At 70.1% G+C, this 19,343-nt stretch carries 16 protein-coding genes; 12 read left to right on the forward strand and 4 right to left on the reverse strand.

The features are described from left to right. Positions 1-52: 52 nt before the first annotated feature. Positions 53-1,447, reverse strand: coding sequence for an acyl-CoA dehydrogenase family protein (locus tag WS95_RS04540; RefSeq protein WP_059822800.1), 1,395 nt, complete (start codon positions 1,445-1,447; stop codon positions 53-55). A 246-nt stretch (positions 1,448-1,693) separates the two neighbouring features. On the opposite strand from WS95_RS04540, the gene WS95_RS04545 reads away from it, so the two are divergent. The 8 genes from WS95_RS04545 (at position 1,694) to WS95_RS04580 (ending at position 9,803) form a co-directional block, all read left to right on the forward strand. After that, positions 1,694-2,779 carry an LLM class flavin-dependent oxidoreductase gene (locus tag WS95_RS04545; protein ID WP_059822516.1) on the forward strand — a complete coding sequence of 362 codons (1,086 nt, stop codon included), beginning with the start codon at positions 1,694-1,696 and terminating at the stop codon, positions 2,777-2,779. 16 nt (positions 2,780-2,795) lie between these two features. Beyond that, positions 2,796-3,635 (forward strand): class II aldolase/adducin family protein, encoded by an 840-nt coding sequence (locus tag WS95_RS04550; RefSeq protein WP_034204935.1) that lies wholly within the window; start codon positions 2,796-2,798, stop codon positions 3,633-3,635. Between the two features lie 31 nt (positions 3,636-3,666). Further along, on the forward strand, positions 3,667-4,701 hold the full coding sequence (locus tag WS95_RS04555; protein WP_034204936.1) for an ABC transporter substrate-binding protein: 1,035 nt from the start codon (positions 3,667-3,669) through the stop codon (positions 4,699-4,701). 4 nt (positions 4,702-4,705) lie between these two features. After that, positions 4,706-5,821, forward strand: a complete 1,116-nt coding sequence (locus tag WS95_RS04560; RefSeq protein WP_059822517.1) for an ABC transporter permease — start codon at positions 4,706-4,708, stop codon at positions 5,819-5,821. Beyond that, entirely contained in the window at positions 5,815-6,630 is an 816-nt protein-coding gene (locus WS95_RS04565) for an ABC transporter ATP-binding protein (protein WP_059822519.1), read from the forward strand. The genes WS95_RS04560 and WS95_RS04565 overlap by 7 nt, the downstream gene beginning before the upstream one ends. A gap of 50 nt (positions 6,631-6,680) precedes the next feature. Further along, positions 6,681-7,862, forward strand: coding sequence for a c-type cytochrome (locus tag WS95_RS04570; protein ID WP_059822521.1), 1,182 nt, complete (start codon positions 6,681-6,683; stop codon positions 7,860-7,862). 33 nt (positions 7,863-7,895) lie between these two features. After that, positions 7,896-8,849: an ABC transporter substrate-binding protein gene (locus tag WS95_RS04575; RefSeq protein ID WP_059822523.1), complete on the forward strand. Its 954-nt coding sequence runs from the start codon at positions 7,896-7,898 to the stop codon at positions 8,847-8,849. Between the two features lie 87 nt (positions 8,850-8,936). Further along, on the forward strand, positions 8,937-9,803 hold the full coding sequence (locus tag WS95_RS04580; protein ID WP_034204941.1) for an MOSC domain-containing protein: 867 nt from the start codon (positions 8,937-8,939) through the stop codon (positions 9,801-9,803). Positions 9,804-9,884: 81 nt separating this feature from the next. Here WS95_RS04580 and WS95_RS04585 read toward each other — a convergent pair whose 3' ends face one another. From WS95_RS04585 to WS95_RS04595, 3 genes are all read right to left on the reverse strand, one after another. After that, positions 9,885-11,306, reverse strand: a complete 1,422-nt coding sequence (locus WS95_RS04585; protein ID WP_059822525.1) for a sensor histidine kinase — start codon at positions 11,304-11,306, stop codon at positions 9,885-9,887. A 163-nt stretch (positions 11,307-11,469) separates the two neighbouring features. After that, the gene (locus WS95_RS04590; RefSeq protein WP_059822527.1) at positions 11,470-12,150 is read right to left on the reverse strand and encodes a response regulator; all 681 of its coding nucleotides are present in this window, start codon (positions 12,148-12,150) and stop codon (positions 11,470-11,472) included. A 123-nt stretch (positions 12,151-12,273) separates the two neighbouring features. Continuing rightward, positions 12,274-13,509 (reverse strand): multidrug effflux MFS transporter, encoded by a 1,236-nt coding sequence (locus WS95_RS04595; RefSeq protein ID WP_059822529.1) that lies wholly within the window; start codon positions 13,507-13,509, stop codon positions 12,274-12,276. A gap of 101 nt (positions 13,510-13,610) precedes the next feature. On the opposite strand from WS95_RS04595, the gene pdxR reads away from it, so the two are divergent. The 4 genes from pdxR (at position 13,611) to WS95_RS04615 (ending at position 19,341) form a co-directional block, all read left to right on the forward strand. Further along, a complete protein-coding gene (gene pdxR / locus WS95_RS04600; protein ID WP_059822530.1) occupies positions 13,611-15,116 on the forward strand; it encodes a MocR-like pyridoxine biosynthesis transcription factor PdxR in 1,506 nt (501 codons plus the stop codon). A gap of 178 nt (positions 15,117-15,294) precedes the next feature. Further along, positions 15,295-16,395: an ABC transporter substrate-binding protein gene (locus WS95_RS04605; protein ID WP_034204946.1), complete on the forward strand. Its 1,101-nt coding sequence runs from the start codon at positions 15,295-15,297 to the stop codon at positions 16,393-16,395. A gap of 113 nt (positions 16,396-16,508) precedes the next feature. Then, a complete protein-coding gene (locus WS95_RS04610) occupies positions 16,509-18,281 on the forward strand; it encodes an ABC transporter permease (protein ID WP_059822532.1) in 1,773 nt (590 codons plus the stop codon). Further along, entirely contained in the window at positions 18,274-19,341 is a 1,068-nt protein-coding gene (locus tag WS95_RS04615; RefSeq protein ID WP_034204948.1) for an ABC transporter ATP-binding protein, read from the forward strand. Before WS95_RS04610 ends, WS95_RS04615 begins: the two co-directional genes overlap by 8 nt. The last annotated feature ends 2 nt before the right edge of the window (positions 19,342-19,343 follow it).

A 19,343-nucleotide genomic window follows, 5' to 3' on the forward strand; every position in this document is an offset into this window, starting at 1 on the left:
GCGGCGCCCGCGTCGCGTCGCGCCGTTGCCGCGCGCGGCAACCCGCTCCGGCTCACGCATCATGTCGGCCGCGTTCGCCCGCGTTGCGTGACGTGGCGTCCGCGTTCGCTCCCCCGCGCGTCGCCGCATCGAGCACCGCCCGCCCCGCCGCCACCGCGATCGCATCGTCCTGCGGCGTATGCACGCGACTGCACAGCACGTCGCGATAGTGGCGTTCGAGCGGATTGCCGCGGCTCAGCCCGTGATTGCCCGACAGCTTCAGCGCCTGCTCGACCGTCCGGATCGCCTGCTCGGTCACGGTGCGCTTGACGAGGCCGCTGGTCGTCGCCGACGGTGCGTTGCCGGCATCGGTGCGCGCGATGTGATCGTCGAGCAGCACACGATTCGTGTGCAGCCAGCCCTCGATTTCGCCGACCGCTTCCTGTACGCGCGGCAGCGTCGCGAGCGGTGCGCCGAGCCCGCTCGGGGCGCGCGTCGTCGCGAATTCGACCAGCCAGTCGCGCGACGCGCGCGCGACCGCGTCGTACAGGCTGCCGAGCAGCGCGACCATCCACGCCTGCTGGTCCGCCTGCGCGTCGGCATCCGCGTGCGTGGCAGCCGACACGTTCCATGCGTCCGGCGCGCGCACGTCGACCGCGTGATCGGCCGGCAGCGGCACCTCGTCGAATACGACTTCATGGCTTCCGGATGCGCGCAGGCCGAGGTGATTCCAGCTTTCGATCACGCGGATGCGCTCGCCGTCGGTATCGCGGTCGCGCGGCACGAGAAACACGCCGACGCGCGGCGCCGGTTCGTCGGTGCGCGCCCACACGGCCAGCCAGCGCAGCGCCGGAATCCCGGTGCTGTAGAGCTTGTGGCCCGACAGCCGCCAGCCGTCGGCAACGCGGCGCGCAACGGTCGCCGGCAGCCCGCCGCGCGACGGCGAACCGAGCGCCGGCTCGACGCGCAACGCATTGATCAGCGCGCCGTGCGCGACCGCGCTGTCGAACACCGCGCGCCGCACCTGGGCCGGCCAGCGGTTATCGGCGCGGCCGAGCGCGCGATGCTGCAGATACGTCATCGTCAGCACCAGCGCGGTCGCCGGATCGGCCCGCGCGACGGCGGCGACGATCCGGCTCGCCCGCGCAAGCGTCGCCCCCGCGCCGCCATGCTCGCGCGGCACGACCTGCGCGATCAGCCCGGCACGATGCAGCCGCGCGAAATTCTCGTGCGGAAAGCGGCCTTCGACGTCGTTGCGGGCCGCATCGGCGGCAAGTTCGGGGGCGAGGCGCTCGAGCAGCGCGGCGAGGCGCGCGTCGCTCGTCTCGGCGGAGGCTTCGGCAGTGGCTTCGGCAGTGGCTTCGGCAGTGGCTTCGGCAGTGGCTTCGGCAGTGGCTTCGGCAGTGGCAGGCAGGACACGCAGTACAGGCTGCCGTGACGGCGAGGAAGCGGCAAGGCTGGCGGACATCGAAACGGATTCCCTGGGTAGTTCGAACACGGCGGCGTAAAACGACAGCGGCGGCAAAGCCTGCGCCAACGCGCGCCCGATCATTCGCGAGCCCACAGCGTATGCGTAACGCATGCGGCCCCAAACCATGCAAATCTGATATTCAAATCGGGATTGATTATTTCCATTCCGCATGATCCCGGCGTTAACCTGCGCTCCATTCCTGCCCGGCCGCGCGCCGGAAACGTCCCTGCACCGGAGACCCAGATGAGCGTCGAATTCATCGGCATGATCCAGAGCCAGAAGCAGTCGGAAATCCACCCGGCGTCCGGCCCCGCGGTCGATCCCGACTATGTGCGCGACTTTGCCCGCGCCCACGAAACGGCCGGCTTCGACCGGATCCTCGTGCCGCATCACTCGACCGGCCCGTCGGCGACGCTGACGATCGCGTTCGCGGCGGCCGCGACCGAGCGCATTCATTTCATGCTCGCGCATCGCCCGGGCTTCACCGCGCCGACGCTCGCCGCGCGGCAGATCGCGACGCTCGATCAGTTCAGCCGCGGCCGGCTCGCCGTGCACTTCATCTCCGGCGGCTCGGACAGCGAACAGCAGCGCGACGGCGATTTCCTCGATCACGACGCGCGCTATGCACGCACCGACGAATACCTCGGCATCCTGCGGCGGATCTGGACGGAAACGCAGCCGTTCGATCACGACGGCGCGCATTACCGCTTCAAGCAGGGCTTTTCGGAAGTGAAGCCGTTCCAGCAGCCGCACGTGCCGATCTACTTCGGCGGCGCGTCGGAAGCCGCGCTCGCGGTGGCCGGCAAGCACGCGGACGTCTACGCGCTGTGGGGCGAATCGCTCGACCAGGTGCGCGACCTGACGACGCGCGTGCGTGCCGAAGCCGCGAAGCACGGCCGCCAGGTGCGCTTCTCCGTGTCGTTCCGGCCGATCCTCGCGGCGACCGAGGACGAAGCGTGGGCGCGTGCGCACCGCATCCTCGACGAAACGCGCCGGCTGCGCGAAGCGGCCGGCCTGGGCGCCGGCGGCCCGCAGCAGAGCGAAGGCGCACGCCGCCTGCTCGCCGCGGCCGAACGCGGCTCGCGGGTGGACAAGCGGCTGTGGACCGAGATCGCGAAGCTCACCGGCGCGCGCTCGAATTCGACGGCGCTCGTCGGCACGCCCGAACAGGTCGCCGACGCGCTGCTCGACTACTACGACCTCGGCGTGACGACCTTCCTGATCCGCGGCTTCGATCCGCTGGACGACGCGATCGACTACGGCCGCGAACTGATTCCGCGCGTGCGCGGCGCCGTCGCCGCCCGCGACGCGGCGCGCCGTGCCGCCTGAGGAGCGATACCTGATCATGTCCGCCGTCCTTTCCTCGCCCGGGCGCACCGCATCGGGCCTCGTGCTCGCCGACACCCCGCGCCAGCACTTCTGGTTCGATCCGCCCGCGCCGCGCGTCGACGTGGCCGCCGAGCGCCGCCACCGCCAGGAGCGGCTCGCGGCCGCGTTCCGCCTGTTCGCGCGCTTCGGCTTCGCGTCGGGCCTCGCCGGCCACATCACCGCGCGCGATCCGGAGCTGCCCGATCATTTCTGGGTGAACCCGCTCGGCGTGCATTTCTCGCAGATCAAGGTCTCCGACCTGCTGCTCGTCAACGCGCGCGGCGAAACCGCGATCGGCAAGCGGCCGCTGAACAAGGCCGCGTTCGCGATCCATGCGGCGATCCACGAAGCCCATCCGCACGTCGTCGCCGCCGCGCACACGCATTCGACGTACGGCAAGGCGTGGTCGACGCTCGGCCGCCCGCTCGATCCGCTCACGCAGGACGCCTGCGTGTTCTACGAAGACCACGCGCTGTTCGACGACTTCACGGGGATGGTCGTCGACACCGGCGAAGGCGCACGGATCGCCGATGCGCTCGCGAAGCCGGACGGCACCACGCACAAGGGCGTGATCCTGAAGAACCACGGCATCCTGACGGCCGGCCCGACGGTCGAGGCCGCCGCGTGGTGGTACATCGCGCTCGACAACGCCGCGCACACGCAGTTGCTGGCCGAAGCGGCCGGCACGCCGCAGCCGATCGATCACGAAACCGCGCGCCACACGCACGGCCAGATCGGCGGCCCCGACGGCGCGCTGCATGCGTTCGACAGCCTGTTCGCACGCGTCGTCGCCGACGAACCCGACCTGCTCGACTGAGCCGCTCTCGCGCCACACCGGAGACCAGACCATGACCGACACCACCGCACCCATCCCCGCCGACGCGCACGACGACCGACGCCGCCGGCTGCTGCGCGCGGCCGGCGCCGCGGCGCTCGCCGTGCCGGCGATCACGCTCGGCCGCAAGGCCTGGTCCGCGCCGCCGCTGAAGAAACTCACGTTCGCGTGGAACCAGAACGCGTTCTGCCTGACGCCGATCGTCGTCGCGCAGGAGCGCGGCTTCTTCGAGAAAAACGGGCTGAAAGTCGAGCTGATCAACTACAGCGGCTCGACCGACCAGTTGCTCGAATCGATCGCGACCGGCAAGGCCGATGCGGCGGTCGGGATGATCCACCGCTGGCTGAAGCCGCTCGAAGCCGGCTTCGACGTGAAGATCATCGGCAGCTCGCACGGCGGCTGCGTGCGGCTGCTCGGCGCGAAGGCGGCCGGCGTCACGACGCTGCAGGCGCTGAAGGGCAAGACGGTCGGCGTCAGCGATCTGGCCGCGCCCGGCAAGCACTTCTTCTCGATCCTGCTCGCGAAGAACGGCATCGATCCCGAGCGCGACATCACGTGGCGGCAGTATCCGGCCGACCTGCTCGGCGTCGCGGTCGACAAGGGCGAAATCCATGCGATCGCCGACGGCGACCCGAATCTCTACCTGCTCGAAAAGCGCAGCAACGGCGCGTATACCGAACTCGCGACCAACCTGTCCGGCGAATACGCGCGCAAGGTGTGCTGCGTGATCGGCGCGCGCGGCGACCTCGTGCGCAACGACCGGCCGTCGGCCGCCGCGCTCGCGCGCTCGATCGTGCAGGCCACCGAGTACACGCACGACAACCCGAACGAAGCAGCGAAGGTGTTCGCGAAGTATTCGCCGAAGATCAGCCCCGAGGATCTGCGCAAGCTGTACGCGACGCTCACCTACACGCATCACCCGACCAACGTCGACCTGCAGCAGGAAATCGCGTTCTATGCGGACGATTTCCGCCGCATCAGCGTGCTGAAGAAGAGCACGGACCCGCAGCGCTTCGCGCAGCAGGTCTATGCCAACGTACTGGGGTAACGCGATGTCGACGATCGAACACGCTTCCGCCGCACGCATCGCCTCGGCACCGACCGGCGGCGCCGCCAATGCCAATGCCAATGCCAATGCCGACGCTACCGCGCGCGCGGCCTGCACGACCTGCGACGCCGCGCTGGCCGCCGACGCCCGGCGGGAGCGCACCTGGCCGACCGGGATCGCCGCCGCGCTCGCGTGGGCCGCGCTCGGCGCGCTCACGCAACTGTGGCCGAACCGGATCGTCGGCTTCAGCGACTGGGCGTACACCGACACGTTCGGTACCGCCGCGTGGACGATCGCCGCGCTGCTGCTCGCCGCCGCGACGCTCGGCCATCTCGTGGCCGCGAGCCGCATGCGGCTCGCGCGGGTGCGACCGGCCGGCCCGTGGCTCGTCGCGCTGCCGCTCGTGCTCGCCGCGTGGGAAATCGTCACCGCGAAAACCGGCTGGCTGCCGACGCCGTTCTTCGCGCCGCCGCAGGCGCTGATCGAGGTCTACGTCGACGACTGGCCGCGCCTCGCAGGCAGCGCCGGCAACACGCTGAAGCTGCTCGCGCTCGGCTTCGCGTACGGCGTCACGGCGGGTTTCGCGGTGGGCGTGTCGATCGGCTGGTCGCGCCGGATCGGCTACTGGGTGCATCCGGTGCTGCGCGTGCTCGGCCCCGTGCCGGCCACCGCGCTGCTGCCGCTCACGTTCTACTTCTTCCCGTCGAGCTATTCGGCCGCTGCGTTCCTGATCGCGCTGTCGACCGGCTTCCCGGTCGCCGTGCTGACGTGGTCGGGTGTCGCGAGCGTCAACCGGCAGTACTACGACGTCGCGCGCACGCTCGGCGCGAACGCGCGCTTCCTCGTGCTGCGCGTCGCGATTCCGGCCGCGCTGCCGCACGTGTTCGTCGGCATTTTCATGGGGCTGAGCGCGTCGTTCACGGTGCTGGTCGTCGCCGAGATGATGGGCGTCAAGTCCGGGCTCGGCTGGTACCTGAGCTGGGCGCAGGGCTGGGCGTCGTACGTGAACATGTATGCGGCGCTGCTCGTGATGGCGTTGCTGTTTTCCGGGTTGATCGCGCTGCTGTTCGCGGTGCGCGACCGTGTGCTCGCGTGGCAGAAAGGGACCGTCAAATGGTAAGCGCCGCCGTACTCGAATCGTCCGCAGCCGCCGCGCCTGCCGTCACGACGCCGCGCGGCGCGCGCATCGACATCCGCCGCATGAGCCATGCGTTCGACGGCCCCGGCGGCGCGCTGCCGGTGCTCGACGACGTGTCGCTGTCGGTCGCGGCCGGCGAATTCGTCGCGCTGCTCGGCCCGAGCGGCTGCGGGAAATCGACGCTGCTGCGCCTCGTCGCCGGGCTCGACGCCGCGCGGCAAGGCACAATCGCACAGGACGGCGTGCCGATCGCGCGCCCCGATCCGTCGCGCATCGTCGTGTTCCAGGACCCGACGCTGTACCCGTGGCGGCGCGTGCGCGCGAACGTCGCGCTCGGCCTCGAAGCGCGCGGCGTGGCGCGCACCGCGCAGCATCGCGTCGACGATGCGCTCGCGCGCGTCGGGCTGCAGGACTTCGCGAACGTGTTTCCGCATCAGTTGTCGGGCGGGATGGCGCAGCGCGTCGCGCTCGCGCGCGCGCTCGTCAACGATCCGCGCCTGCTGATTCTCGACGAACCGCTCGGCAAGCTCGATTCGCTGACGCGGCTCACGATGCAGGCCGAGCTGACCGCCCTGTGGCAACGCGACGGTTTCTCCGCGCTGCTCGTCACGCACGATGTGGAAGAAGCGCTGTTCCTCGCGCAGCGCGTGATCGTGTTCGGGCCGCGCCCGGCACGGATCGTCGCCGAACTGCGCGTCGACCTGCCCTACCCGCGCCATCGCGGCGACCCGCGCCTCGCCGCATTGCGCCACGACGCGCTGCGGCATCTCGGGCTCGATGCGAGCTGGTAGATGCCGGGCGCCGTTCGACGTTTGGCTGCGGCTCGCCGCGGACGCGCGCGATGAACGCGCCGCCGTTCGCCGACTGGGCCATCGCTTTCCTGCAATTGCTGTATCGCGCGCAAATCGCGTTGGCGCGCGTGCTGCACGCGATCGGCCTGACCGGCGACGTCGATGGCCAGGCGGCCTGGCCGTGGGCACATCGCATCGCGCTCGAAACGCTGCGCATCGACGCGGGGCTCACGCGGCAGCTCGCGGTCGCCGGCGGCGTGACGGCGCTGGCCGTCGTGCTCGCCTGCCTCGCGCTGGCTGCGCGCAAGCGGCGTGTCGCGACGGCCGTCGCCGCGCTGGCCGTCGCATGGTTCGCGCCGTGGCCGCCCGCTTCGCTGTGGCTCGCGCCTGCCGTGCCGACGAGCTTCCAGCGCGATCCCGCGCCGTTTTCGGTCGCGAACGTGATGCGCGGCGCCCACCTGTATACGCAACATTGCGCGGCCTGCCACGGCGCGGACGGGCGTGGCGAAGGGCCGCTCGCGGCCACGCTCGCGCACTGGCCGCCGACCTTCGCCGGCACGCTGCTCGCGCGTCGGCTCGACGGCGAACTGTTCTGGCGCGTACGCCACGGCACGCGGGACGCGCACGGCGCGTCGACGATGCCCGGCTTCGCGGCCACGCTCGGCACCCAGGACACGTGGGCCGTGCTCGCCTACCTGAAAGCGCTGGCAGCCGGTAGCGGCGCGCGGGCGGAAGGCGCGTGGCCGGTGCCCGTTCCGCTGCCGGCACTCGACGTGCGGTGCGGCGACGCGGCACCGCGGCCACTCGAGCGCTGGCGCGACGGCCAGCGCGTGCGTGTCGTCGCGCTCGCGCCGGGTGCGACGCCACCGCCGGAAGACGCGCGCTGGCAGACCTTGCTCGTCGCCGAACCCGGCGCGTCCGTGCCGTCGTCGGCCGACTCGCGTGCGAACTGCGTCGCGACGACGACCGATGCGTGGCGCGCGTTCGCGACGATTGCCGGCGTCCCGCCCGATGCGCTTGGCGGCACACAGCTGCTTGCCGATCGACGCGGCTGGCTGCGGGCGCGTGCATTGCCCGGCAGCGCCGGCTGGTCGGATGCCGACCTGCTGTGCCGCTCGGATGCGGCGGCCCGCCCGGCCGCGCGCGCCACGGGCGGTGACGCACTGACCGCGCTGCTGCTGCGCGTCGACGCGGAACCCGTGCGCGACGTACAGGCCGGGCTTGCGCATTGAACTCACGAATCCTTCCTTCGACACAAATTCACGATGAATCCGACTCGACGCCACTTCCTCGCCCAGGCGAGCGCCCTTGCCACGATCGCCGCCGCGCCGGCCACCCTGCGCGCGCAATCGGGCGGCCGCCCGCTGCTGCGCGCCGGCGACCAGAAAGGCGGGCTGCGCGCGCTGCTCGAAGCGGCCGGCGAATTGAACGGCCTTGCGTACGACATCGCATGGACCGAATTCCCCGCAGCTGCGCCGCTCGCCGAAGCGCTGAACGCGGCCGCCGTCGATTGCGGGCCGATCGGCGACGCGCCGGTGATCTTCGCGCTCGCATCGGGCGCCCGCATCAAGGTGATCGGCGCGAACCGCTCCGATCCGTACGGCACGGCCGTGCTCGTGCGCCCCGACGACGCACTCAAGGGCGCGGCCGACCTGAAGGGCAAGCGGATCGGCACCACGCGCGGCTCGATCGGCCATTTCGTCACGCTGAAGGCGCTCGATGCGGCCGGCCTGCCGCCGGATGCCGTGTCGTTCCGCTTCCTGCCGCCGGCCGACACGATGCTTGCGCTCGCAACCGGTTCGATCGACGCGTGGGCGACCTGGGAACCCTATACCGCGCTCGCCGAAACGAGCGGCCGCGCGCGCGTGCTGGTCAACGGCCGCGGGCTGTGGTCGGGCCTCAGCTACGTCGCGGCGACCGACGCGGCGATCGCGTCGAAACGCGACGTGCTGCACGATTTCCTGCGGCGCGTCGTGCGCGCGCAGGCGTGGTCGTACCGGCACGCCGATGCGTATTCGGCGGCGCTCGCGCGCATCATCGGCATCCCGCCGGCCGCCGCGAAGCTGCAGTTCGAGCGCCGCGGTACGCGCTGGCTGCCGATCGACGCCGCGGTGATCGCCGAACAGCAGCGCACGGCCGACTTCTACCTGAAGGCCGGGCTGCTGCGCCAGCCGCTCGACGTGCGCACGACCTTCGATGCAGGCTTCCCGCTCGCCTGACGGGCACGCGGCGGCGCGCAGCCGTCAAACGGCTTCGGCACGATCTGGCACAATCGCGATTCGATCACCCCGCCTTCAGCCAGCGTCATGCCAGCCATCACCGCACTCTTCGTCTACCCGATCAAATCCTGCGCCGGCGTCGCGCTGACGCGCGCGCAACTGTTCGAAACGGGCCTCGCGTACGATCGCCACTGGCTGATCACCGATCCGCGCGGGCACATGCTCACGCAGCGCACGCACCCGCGCCTCGCGCTGATCCGCCCGACGTTCGACGACGATGCGCTCGTGCTGAACGCGCCGGGCATGCCGGCACTGCGCACGCCGCTCGACGGCGACGCGACGCCCGCCACGCCGAAGATGGCTGCGACCGTGTGGCGCGACACCGTCGACGCGATCGATACGGGCGCCGAAACGGCCGCATGGCTCACCGAATTCCTCGGCGTGCCGACGAAGCTCGCGCGCTTCGCCGCCGACGCCCGACGCGATTGCGACCGCAAGTGGACCGGCGAGATCGATACGCACACGCAGTTCGCGGACGCTTACCCGCTGCTCGTGATCGGCCAGTCGTCGCTCGACGACCTGAACGCGCGGCTTGCCGCCAAAGGCGCGCCGGCGATCCCGATGAATCGCTTCCGGCCGAACATCGTCGTGTCGGATCTCGATGCGTACGAAGAGGATTTCGTCGAGCACCTCGACACCGGCGGCGACACGCCGGTGCGGCTGCGGCTCGTGAAGCTGTGCACGCGCTGCCCGATGCCGACGATCGACCAGGCCACCGGCGCGCCCGATCCGGCCTGGCCGCACGAGCCGACCGACACGATGCAGACCTATCGCGCGAACCCGAACTACGGCGGTGCGCTGACGTTCGGCATCAACGGGATCGTCGTCGAGGGCGCGGGCGCGTGGCTCGAAATCGGCCAGCCGGTCGAAGCGGAGATCGGCTTCGGCGACTGAGCCGGATAGCCAAGGCCTGTTCCGGCCAATAACGGGCTTGCGCCGGCCCGTTCCCTTCACGTGCCGTATCGTCGCGCGCCGTCACGCGGCGCGCGGCATCGCATCGCTCAGCGCCGCCGGCAGCTGGATCGTCACGACGAGCCCGCCGCCGCCCGCATCGGCGAGCGTCACCCTGCCCTGATGCACGCGCGCGATCTCCCGCACGATCGACAGCCCGAGCCCCGTCCCTTCGACCGTCTGCGTCTTGCTGCCGCGATGGAAACGCTCGAACACCGCGTCCCGTTCGTCGGCCGGAATACCCGGCCCGTTGTCGATCACGTCGAGCCGCGCGTCGTCGCCGTCGCGCGAGACGCGCACCGTGATCACCGCATGGTCGCCCGCATAACGGATCGCGTTGTCGATCAGGTTGCCGATCATCTCGCCGAGCAGGTCGGCCTGCCCGTGCACGTCGACATCGGCCTCGTGCTCGAAGCCGAGATCGATGTCGCGCGCGCGTGCGACGGGCGACCAGTCGAGCGTCACGCTGCGTGCGAGCCGGTGCAGCGGGACCGGCTTGTGCGCGACCGCATGGCCGCTGTCCGAATCGAGCCGCGACAGCGACAGCAATTGCTGAACGATCTTCGCGGCCTGCCGCACCGCGGCGTTCACGCGGCGCAGGTGCACGTTCGCGCGCGGCTGTTCGTCGGGCCGCAACGCGAGCTCGACGCCCGCCTGCACCGCCGCGAGCGGCGTCTTCAGTTGATGGGCCGCATCGGCGAAGAAGCGGCGCCGCGCCACCTGCATCCGCTGCGTGCGGCCGATGTACTGGTTGATCGAGTCGACGAGCGGCGCGAGTTCGCTCGGTATCGCGCCCGTGTCGAGCGGCGTCGTGTCGTCTTCGCTGCGCGCGGCGACCGTGGCCGACAGCCGGTTCAGCGGCCGCAGCCCGCGCCCGACGCCGAGCCACACGATTCCGAGCGCCAGCACGACGAGCAGCCCTTCCTGCAGCAGCGACCCGATCAGGATCTCGCGCGCGAGCGCCTGACGCGCCTCGATCGTCTCGCCGACCATCACCCACACGATGCGCGACTGCGCGGTCGGCACGTCGTGCACCGGGATGCGCAGCGCGGCCATCCGCAACTGTTCGCCGCGATACACGACGTCGTAGTAGCGCGTGACGAACGGCGCGCCGTCGCCCGCGTCGCGCCCCTGCGGCAGCGGCAGGTCCGGATAGCCGGTGATCGTGCGGCCGTTGTCCTCGCGGATCAGGTAGTAGATCTTGCCGCCGTCGCTCGATTCGAGCATCTCGAGCGCGAGATACGGCAGGTCGACCTCGATCTCGCCGTCGTTGAGCCGCACGCCTTCGCGGATCGACTTCAGCGACGACGACAGCGTCCGGTCGAACGCGACGTGCGCGGCGCTCATCGCGCGCTGGTACGTGAGCCACGAGTCGAGCGCGAGCAGGCCGAGCAGCGGCAGCAGCAGCCACAGCGCGACCTGCGCGCGCAGGTTCGGGCGGGTCATCGTGCCTCCCGCCGGGCCGCGCCAACGGGCGTGGCCGAGAATTCGCGGAGCATCGCCGCGCGCCCGAGCAGCCGGCCGGCCGTGCAAGGCCGGCCGCGAACGGGATGCTCCCCCTCGGCGCGCAGCGGACGTGTGATGCAACGCACGGGAGCATGGGCACGGTTCATTCGGCCCTCTCCGCCTTCGCTTCGAGCAGATAGCCGAGCCCGCGCAGCGTGACGATCGCCACGCCGCTGTTCTCGAGCTTTTTCCTCAACCGGTACACGTAGATTTCGATGGCATCGGCGTTGACCGATTCGTCGAGCCCGAAGATCTTCTCCGACAGCGTGTCCTTGTTGATCGCGCGACCGTTGCGCAGGATCAGCACCTCGAGCACCGAGCGCTCGCGCGGCGTGAGCGACAGCGGCTCGCCCGCGAGATGAAAGCGGCGGTCGATACTGTCGTACGAAAGCGGCCCGCATTCGACGCGCGAATGCTCGTGACCGAGGCTGCGCCGGATCAGCGCGCGGGCGCGCGCTTCCAGCTCGGTCAGCTCGAACGGCTTCGCGAGATAATCGTCGGCGCCGAGATCGAGCCCCCTCACACGATCCTCGACCGACCCGTGCGCGGTGAGGATCAGCACCGGCACCGGATTGCGGCGCGCGCGCAGCCGCCGCAGCACCTCCAGCCCGTCGAGCTTCGGCAGCCCGAGATCGAGGATCACCAGCGCGTAATCCTGCGTGCGCAGCACGTGGTCCGCCGCCTCGCCGTCGGCCATGTGATCGACCGCGAAGCGCGCGGCGCTCAGCGCGTCGTTCAGCGACTGGGCCAGGTTCGGGTTGTCTTCGACGAGCAGCACACGCATGGGGATTCCGGTAAGGTCAGCGACAGCCCGCTACATTACATGATCCTTTCCGTCTCCACGCCTCGCGCAAACACGGGTTGCGCGGGCGCCGCGAACCCGCCGCTGCAGTGCCGGCGGTCCCGCTCAGCGCTGGGCGGCGGGCCGGCTGCGCGCCGCGATGCGCGCATCGCCGGCCACGCCTCGCTCGCGCAAACCGGCCACCACCGCGACGAACGCGACGCTCGCGCCGCCCGTGACGACGATCATCGGATGCGCGGTGCCGTCCGACAGCCACGCCAGCACGCCACCGCACGCGGCCGTGATCGCCATCTGGATAAAGAAGAACAGCCCCGACGCCGTGCCGGCGATCTTCGTGTACGGCTGCATCACCGCGAACTGGCAGGCCGGAATCGCGATCCCGACCGCGATCATCACGACGAACATCGGCGCGACGAGGGCCGTCACCGAAGTCGGGGCGATCGCGCCGCCGATCCACAGCCCGGCCGCGCCGACCACGTTGACGGCCGCCGCCGCCGCGACGACCGAATCGGCTGTCCAGCGCGCGCCGGTCCGCGCGAACGCGCTCGACCCGATCAGGTAGCCGAGCACGGTCACTCCGAAGATCGCCGCATAGACCGGCCCGGACACGCCGATTTGCCGCTGGAACAGCGTCGACGATTCCGCGATGAACGGATAGTACGTGCAGTAAGCAAAGCCGATGGCGAGCGAATAGCGCAGGAACCGCCGCTCGCGCAGCAGGCCGGCGTAGGTCCGCAGCAGCCCCGCACACGCTGGCGGCCGCGCCTCGCGCGCGCGGGTCTCGGGCAGATAGCGCAGCACCATCGCGGTCGCGACCAGCCCGCCTGCCGCCAGCCAGCCGAACACGCCGCGCCAGCTCAGCCATTCGGCAATCGCGCTGCCGGCCAGCGGCGCGACCACCGGCGACAGCGCCATGCCGGCCGAAAGATGGCCGAGCATCGTGGCCTGCGTCGCGGCCGGAAAACGCTCGCGCACGATCACGCGGCCGATCACGGTGCCGCTGCAGCCGCCCAGCGCCTGGAACACGCGCGCGACGATCAGCATCGGGATGCTGGTCGCCCATGCGCAGGCGACGCTCGCGACGACGTACACGCACAGGCCGCCGAGCAGCACCGGGCGGCGGCCGTAGCGGTCGGACAGCGGCCCCGACACCAGCATCGACGACGCATAGCCGGCCATGTAGAGGGTCAGCGTGAGCTGCAACTGCGCGTCGGTGCCGTGCAGCGCGTCCGCCATCGCGGGCAGCGACGGCAGGTACGCGTCGATCGTGACGCGCGGCAGGCACACGACGAGCATCAACAGGAACAGCCAGCCCCATCGGGGTAATGAACGCGTCTGCATGCGGTAAGTCCGTTTCGGTCGGATGGGTAGGGTCGACAGCAATCTAAGGCGAAAGTGATATAAGCTGAAGGACCATTAAATCGACCATCGACTGGACCACTATGCCGCGAGGCAAAGCCGCGACTCCGCTGGACCTGCCACGCCCGCCCGGGCTGTCGGGCGGCAGCCCGCAGTCGAAGCAGGCATGCATCGCCGACACGATTCGCGACGCGATCCTGAAGTGCCTGCTGCCCGGCGACGGCCCGCTGCCGTCGAGCCGGACGCTGGCCGCGCGCTGGGATGTCGCGCGCGGCACCGTCGAAGCGGCGTACGACATCCTGTGCGCCGAGGGCTACATCGCCCGCACGCGGGGATCCGGCACGCGCGTGTGCGCGGTCGTGCCGGACAGCTATCTGCGCGCGGCCGCGCGCTCGCGCGACGACCGCCCGCGCCGTGCCGCCGCGCCCGCCGCGCCCGCCACGCCCGCCACGCCCGCCACGCCGGCCGCCCCGGCCGAGCCCGAGCAAGGCGTGCGTCCCGGCGTCCCGTTCGTCGCGCGGCTCGCCGATCCCGGCCTGTTGCCGATGCAGCAATGGAAGAAGGCGCTCGGCACCAGCCTGCTTGCCGCGACCGCGGACGATCTCGGCGCGACGCCGGCACAGGGCGTCGAAAGCCTGCGCGCCGAAATCGCCGCGTACCTGCGGGAATACCGCGGCATCCCGTGCGAGGCCGGCGACATCGTCATCACGACCGGCATCCGCCATTCGATCGACCTCGTCGCACGCACGCTGCTCGCGCCCGGCACGACGGTGCTGATGGAGGATCCCGGCTATGCGTCGGCGTGGCAGATCTTCACGATCGCGGGCGCGACCGTGATCGACGTGCCGGTCGATCGGGAAGGCATCGACACCGCATCGCTGGATCGCCATCCCGATGCGCGCGCCGCGTACGTGACACCGGCCCATCAGGCGCCGCTCGGCGTCACGATGTCGGTTTCGCGCCGGCTCGAACTGCTCGACTGGGCGCAGCGCAACCGCGCGTGGATCGTCGAGGACGACTACGACGGCGAATTCAGCTACCAGACCGCCCCGCTCCCCGCGCTGAAAGCGCTCGACGCGTGCGATCGTGTGATCTACTGCGGGTCGTTCAACAAGACGCTGTTTTCCGGGTTGCGCATCGGGTTCATGGTCGTGCCGGCGGAACTGCGGCCGGCGCTGTCCGCCGTCTGGCATGCGACCGCCCGCTCGGTCGGCGCGGCGCCGCAACTCGCGCTGGCCCGCTTCATCGCGCACGGCGATTTCGCGAAGCACCTGCGCGCCGCCCGCCACGCGTACCGCCAGCGGCGCGACATCGTGCTCGACCAGCTGGCGAAGCATGCCGGCGGCCGGTACACGGTGTCCGGCGAGCACGCCGGCTTTCATTTCGTGCTGTGGCTGCCGCCCGGCATGGACGAAGCAGCCTGCGTCGCGCAAGCCCGCGCGGCCGGCGTCGCGTTGCAGCCGATTCGCGGCTTCTGTCGAAGCGCCCGGTGCGAAGCGGGCGTCGTCGTCGGATATGCCGCGCTGACGGCCGCGCACGCACGGCATGGCGGCCGCCTCCTCGGACAACTGCTGGCCGCGTCCGCATAGCCCGTCCGCGCCCTTTCAAGCGTTGCCGCGCGCCGCGAACCCGCGGCCGCCGCTTCGACCTCGGGAAATCCATGACATGAACGGCGCGATTGTGAACGGAAATGAAAGCGGGCTGAAAGTGCCCCGCAATTACCATCCGCTGCACTCGAACAACACATAAGCGTAACTGGAGGAAGACATGCCGTTTGCACCGAAGCACCTCGCCGCCGCGCTCGCGGTCGTTCTGGGCACCGCCGCCGGCAGCGCCGTCGCGCAGGTTCCGGCCGGCTACCCGGGGAACTACCAGGGCGTGATCGACGCCGCGAAGAAGGAAGGCAAACTGATCGTCTACTCGACGACCGACACGGGCCTCGTGCGCCCGCTGATCAAGGACTTCGAAAGCCTGTACGGCGTGAAGGTCGAGTACAACGACATGAACAGCACCGAGCTGTACAACCGCTACATCAGCGAGAACGCGGCGAGCAGCACCAGCGCCGACGTGCTGTGGAGCTCGGCGATGGACCTGCAGGTCAAGCTCGTCAACGACGGCCTGATGGCGTCCTACGATTCGCCGGAAAGCCCGAACGTGCCGCAATGGGCCCAGTACCAGAAGCAGGCGTACGGCACGACGTTCGAGCCGCTCGCGATCGTCTACAACAAGCGCCTGATTCCCGAGAACGAGGTGCCGAAGACGCGCGCCGAGCTGATCAAGCTGCTCGCGTCGCAACCGGACAAGTTCAAGGGCAAGCTCACGACGTACGACGTCGAGAAATCCGGCGTCGGCTTCAACGCACTGACGCAGGACGCGCACCTGAACGAGAAGGTCACATGGGAACTCGTGAAGGCGATCGGCGCGACCGGCCCGAAGCTGCAGTCGAGCACCGGCGCGATGATGGAGCGCATTTCGTCGGGCGAGAACCTGATCGGCTACAACATCATCGGTTCGTATGCGTACGCGAAGGCGAAGAAGGACAAGTCGATCGGCTACGTGTTTCCGAAGGACTACACGCAGATCGTGAGCCGGCTCGCGACGATCTCGAAGAAGGCGAAAAGCCCGAACGCCGCCAGGCTGTGGGTGGACTACCTGCTGTCGAAGCGCGGCCAGACCATGATCGCCAACCAGGCGAACCTGTACGCGATCCGCACGGACGTGACCGGCGAAACGTCGGCCGCGAGCCTCACGAAGGAGCTCGGCGATTCGCTGAAGCCGATCCAGATCGGCACCGGCCTGCTCGTCTATCTCGATCAGTCGAAGCGCCTCGCGTTCCTGAAGCAATGGCAGCAGGCGATCAAGAGCTGATCGGCTGATCGGCTCCGGCCGATCCAGGCCGCCCGCCGCACGTCGCGCGGGCGGCCCCTTCCCCTTACCGACTTCCTAGAGGCGGCCATCCGGATGGCCGCAGGGGCGAACTCATGCTTTCAACCAGCACACGCGGCACGGCACCGGCCGTTCCGCCCGCCACCGGCCCGCGCGACGCGATTCCCGCGCTGCCGGTCAGCAGCCTGCAGCCGCTCGCCGGCATGCTGCGCTGGATCGTCGTCGCGGTACTGACCGTCGCGGTCGCGCTGCCGCTCGGCTTCATCCTGTTCCAGAGCCTGCTGTCCGCGCCGTTCTTCGACGCGAACAAAACGCTCGGCATCGAGGGCTTCCGTTTCGTCTTCAGCGATCCCGACTTCTGGTCGGCCGTGAAGAACTCGTTCGTCATCGCCGGCGGGATGCTGTTCATCTCGATCCCGCTCGGCGGCGTCCTCGCGTTCCTGATGGTGCGCACCGACCTGCCCGGCCGCCGCTGGGTCGAACCGCTGCTGCTCACGCCGGTGTTCGTGTCGCCGATGGTGCTCGCGTTCGGCTACGTGGTCGCGGCCGGCCCGGTCGGCTTCTACTCGGTGTGGTTCAAGGAATGGTTCGGGGTGCATAACGTGCCCTGGAACGTCTATTCGGTCTTCGCGATCACGGTGATCGTCGGCCTCACGCACGTGCCCCACGTGTACCTGTATTCGTCGGCCGCGCTGCGCAACCTCGGCTCGGACGTCGAGGAAGCCGCGCGCGTGACGGGCGCGCGACCGTTCCGCGTCGCGCTCGACGTGAGCCTGCCGATGACGATGCCCGCGCTGCTGTTCGCCGGCGTGCTGGTGTTCTTCCTCGGCTTCGAGGTGTTCGGGCTGCCGCTCGTGCTCGGCGACCCGGAAGGCCACCTCGTGCTCGCGACCTACCTGTACAAGCTGACCAACAAGCTCGGCGTGCCGTCGTATCACCTGATGGCCGCGGTCGCCGTGTGCATCGTCGCGATCACGTTCCCGCTCGTGCTGCTGCAGCGCCGCCTGCTGAAGACCGCGAACCGCTTCGTCACCGTGAAGGGCAAGGCCGGCCGCGCGACGGTGCTGCCGCTCGGCGTGTGGCGCTGGGTCGCGCTCGCGATCGTCGCGCTGTGGCTGATGCTGACCGTGATCGTGCCGATCTCGGGCATCGTGCTGCGTGCGTTCGTGACCAACTGGGGCGAAGGCGTCGCGCTCGTCGAAGTGCTGACGCTGTCGAATTTCATCGAGCTGTTCGAACAGGACAACCTGGTGCGCGCCATCGTCAACACGCTCGGCATCGGCGTGATCGGCGGCGCGCTCGCGATCGGCTTCTACTCGCTCGTCGCGTTCGCCGGCCACCGCCGCCCCGACTGGGCGACCAGGCTGCTCGACTATCTCGTGCTGCTGCCGCGCGCGGTGCCGGGCCTGCTCGCCGGTCTCGCGTTCCTGTGGATCTTCCTGTTCGTGCCGGGCCTGCGCGAGCTGAAGAACTCGATGTGGAGCATCTGGATCGCGTACACGGTCGTGTGGCTCGCGTACGGGATGCGGCTCATCCAGAGCGCGCTGCTGCAGGTCGGCCCCGAGCTCGAGGAAGCCGGCCGCAGCGTCGGCGCGACGCGCAGCCGCGTGTCGCTCGACGTGACGCTGCCGCTCGTGCGCTTCGGCCTGCTCGCCGCGTGGCTGCTGATCTTCATGATCTTCGAGCGCGAATACTCGACCGCCGTCTACCTGCTGTCGCCCGGCACCGAAGTGATCGGCGCGCTGCTCGTATCGCTGTGGGCGACCGGCGCCGTCGACCAGGTCGCCGCGCTCTCTGTCATCAACATCGCGATGGTCGGCGCCGGTCTCGGCGTGGCCCTGCGCTTCGGAGTGAAACTTCATGGATAAGCTCATCGTCGACGATCTGCACCTCAGCTACGGCGCCAACCCGATCCTCAAGGGCGTGTCGTTCGAACTGAAGGCCGGCGAAGTCGTGTGCCTGCTCGGCGCGTCGGGCAGCGGCAAGACCACGCTGCTGCGCGCGGTGGCCGGCCTCGAACAGCCGTCCGACGGCCGCATCCAGCTCGACGATCGCGTGTTCTTCGACGGCGCGCAACGCGTCGACCTGCCGGTCGAGCAACGCTCGCTCGGGCTCGTGTTCCAGTCGTACGCGCTGTGGCCGCACCGCACCGTCGCCGACAACGTCGGGTACGGCCTCAAGCTGCGGCGCGTGGCGCCGGCCGAACAGAAGCGCCGCGTGCAGACCGCGCTCGACCAGCTCGGCCTCGGTCATCTCGCGGAACGCTTTCCGCATCAATTGTCCGGCGGCCAGCAGCAGCGTGTCGCGATCGCTCGCGCGCTCGTCTACAACCCGCCGGTGATCCTGCTCGACGAGCCGCTGTCGAACCTCGACGCGAAGCTGCGCGAGGAAGCGCGTGCGTGGCTGCGCGAGCTGATCGTGTCGCTCGGGCTGTCTGCCCTGTGCGTGACGCACGACCAGACCGAAGCGATGGCGATGTCCGACCGCATCCTGCTGCTGCGCAACGGCCGCATCGAGCAGGAAGGCACGCCGGCCGAGCTGTACGGCGCGCCGCGCTCGCTGTATACCGCCGAATTCATGGGCAGCAACAACCGGATCGACGCGCGCGTCGCCGCGATCGACGGCGAATGCGTGACGCTCGCCGGCGACGGCTGGGAGCTGCGCGCGGTCGCCCGCGACACGCTCGCGCCGGGTCAGGACGCGCAGGCCGTGATTCGCCTCGAACGCGTGCAGGTAGCCGACGGCCCGGGTGCGAACCGGCTGCAGGCCGACCTCGTCACGTCGATGTATCTCGGCGACCGCTGGGAATACCTGTTCCATTGCGGCGACATGCGCCTGCGCGCGTTCGGCCATGTGCCGCGCGCGGCCGGCAAGCACTGGATCGAATTCCCCACCAACGACTGCTGGGCGTTCGCGAAAGCGGGCTGATC

It is taken from the genome of Burkholderia sp. MSMB1826, from assembly GCF_001526325.1.
In the GTDB taxonomy this organism is placed as follows: Bacteria; Pseudomonadota; Gammaproteobacteria; order Burkholderiales; family Burkholderiaceae; genus Burkholderia.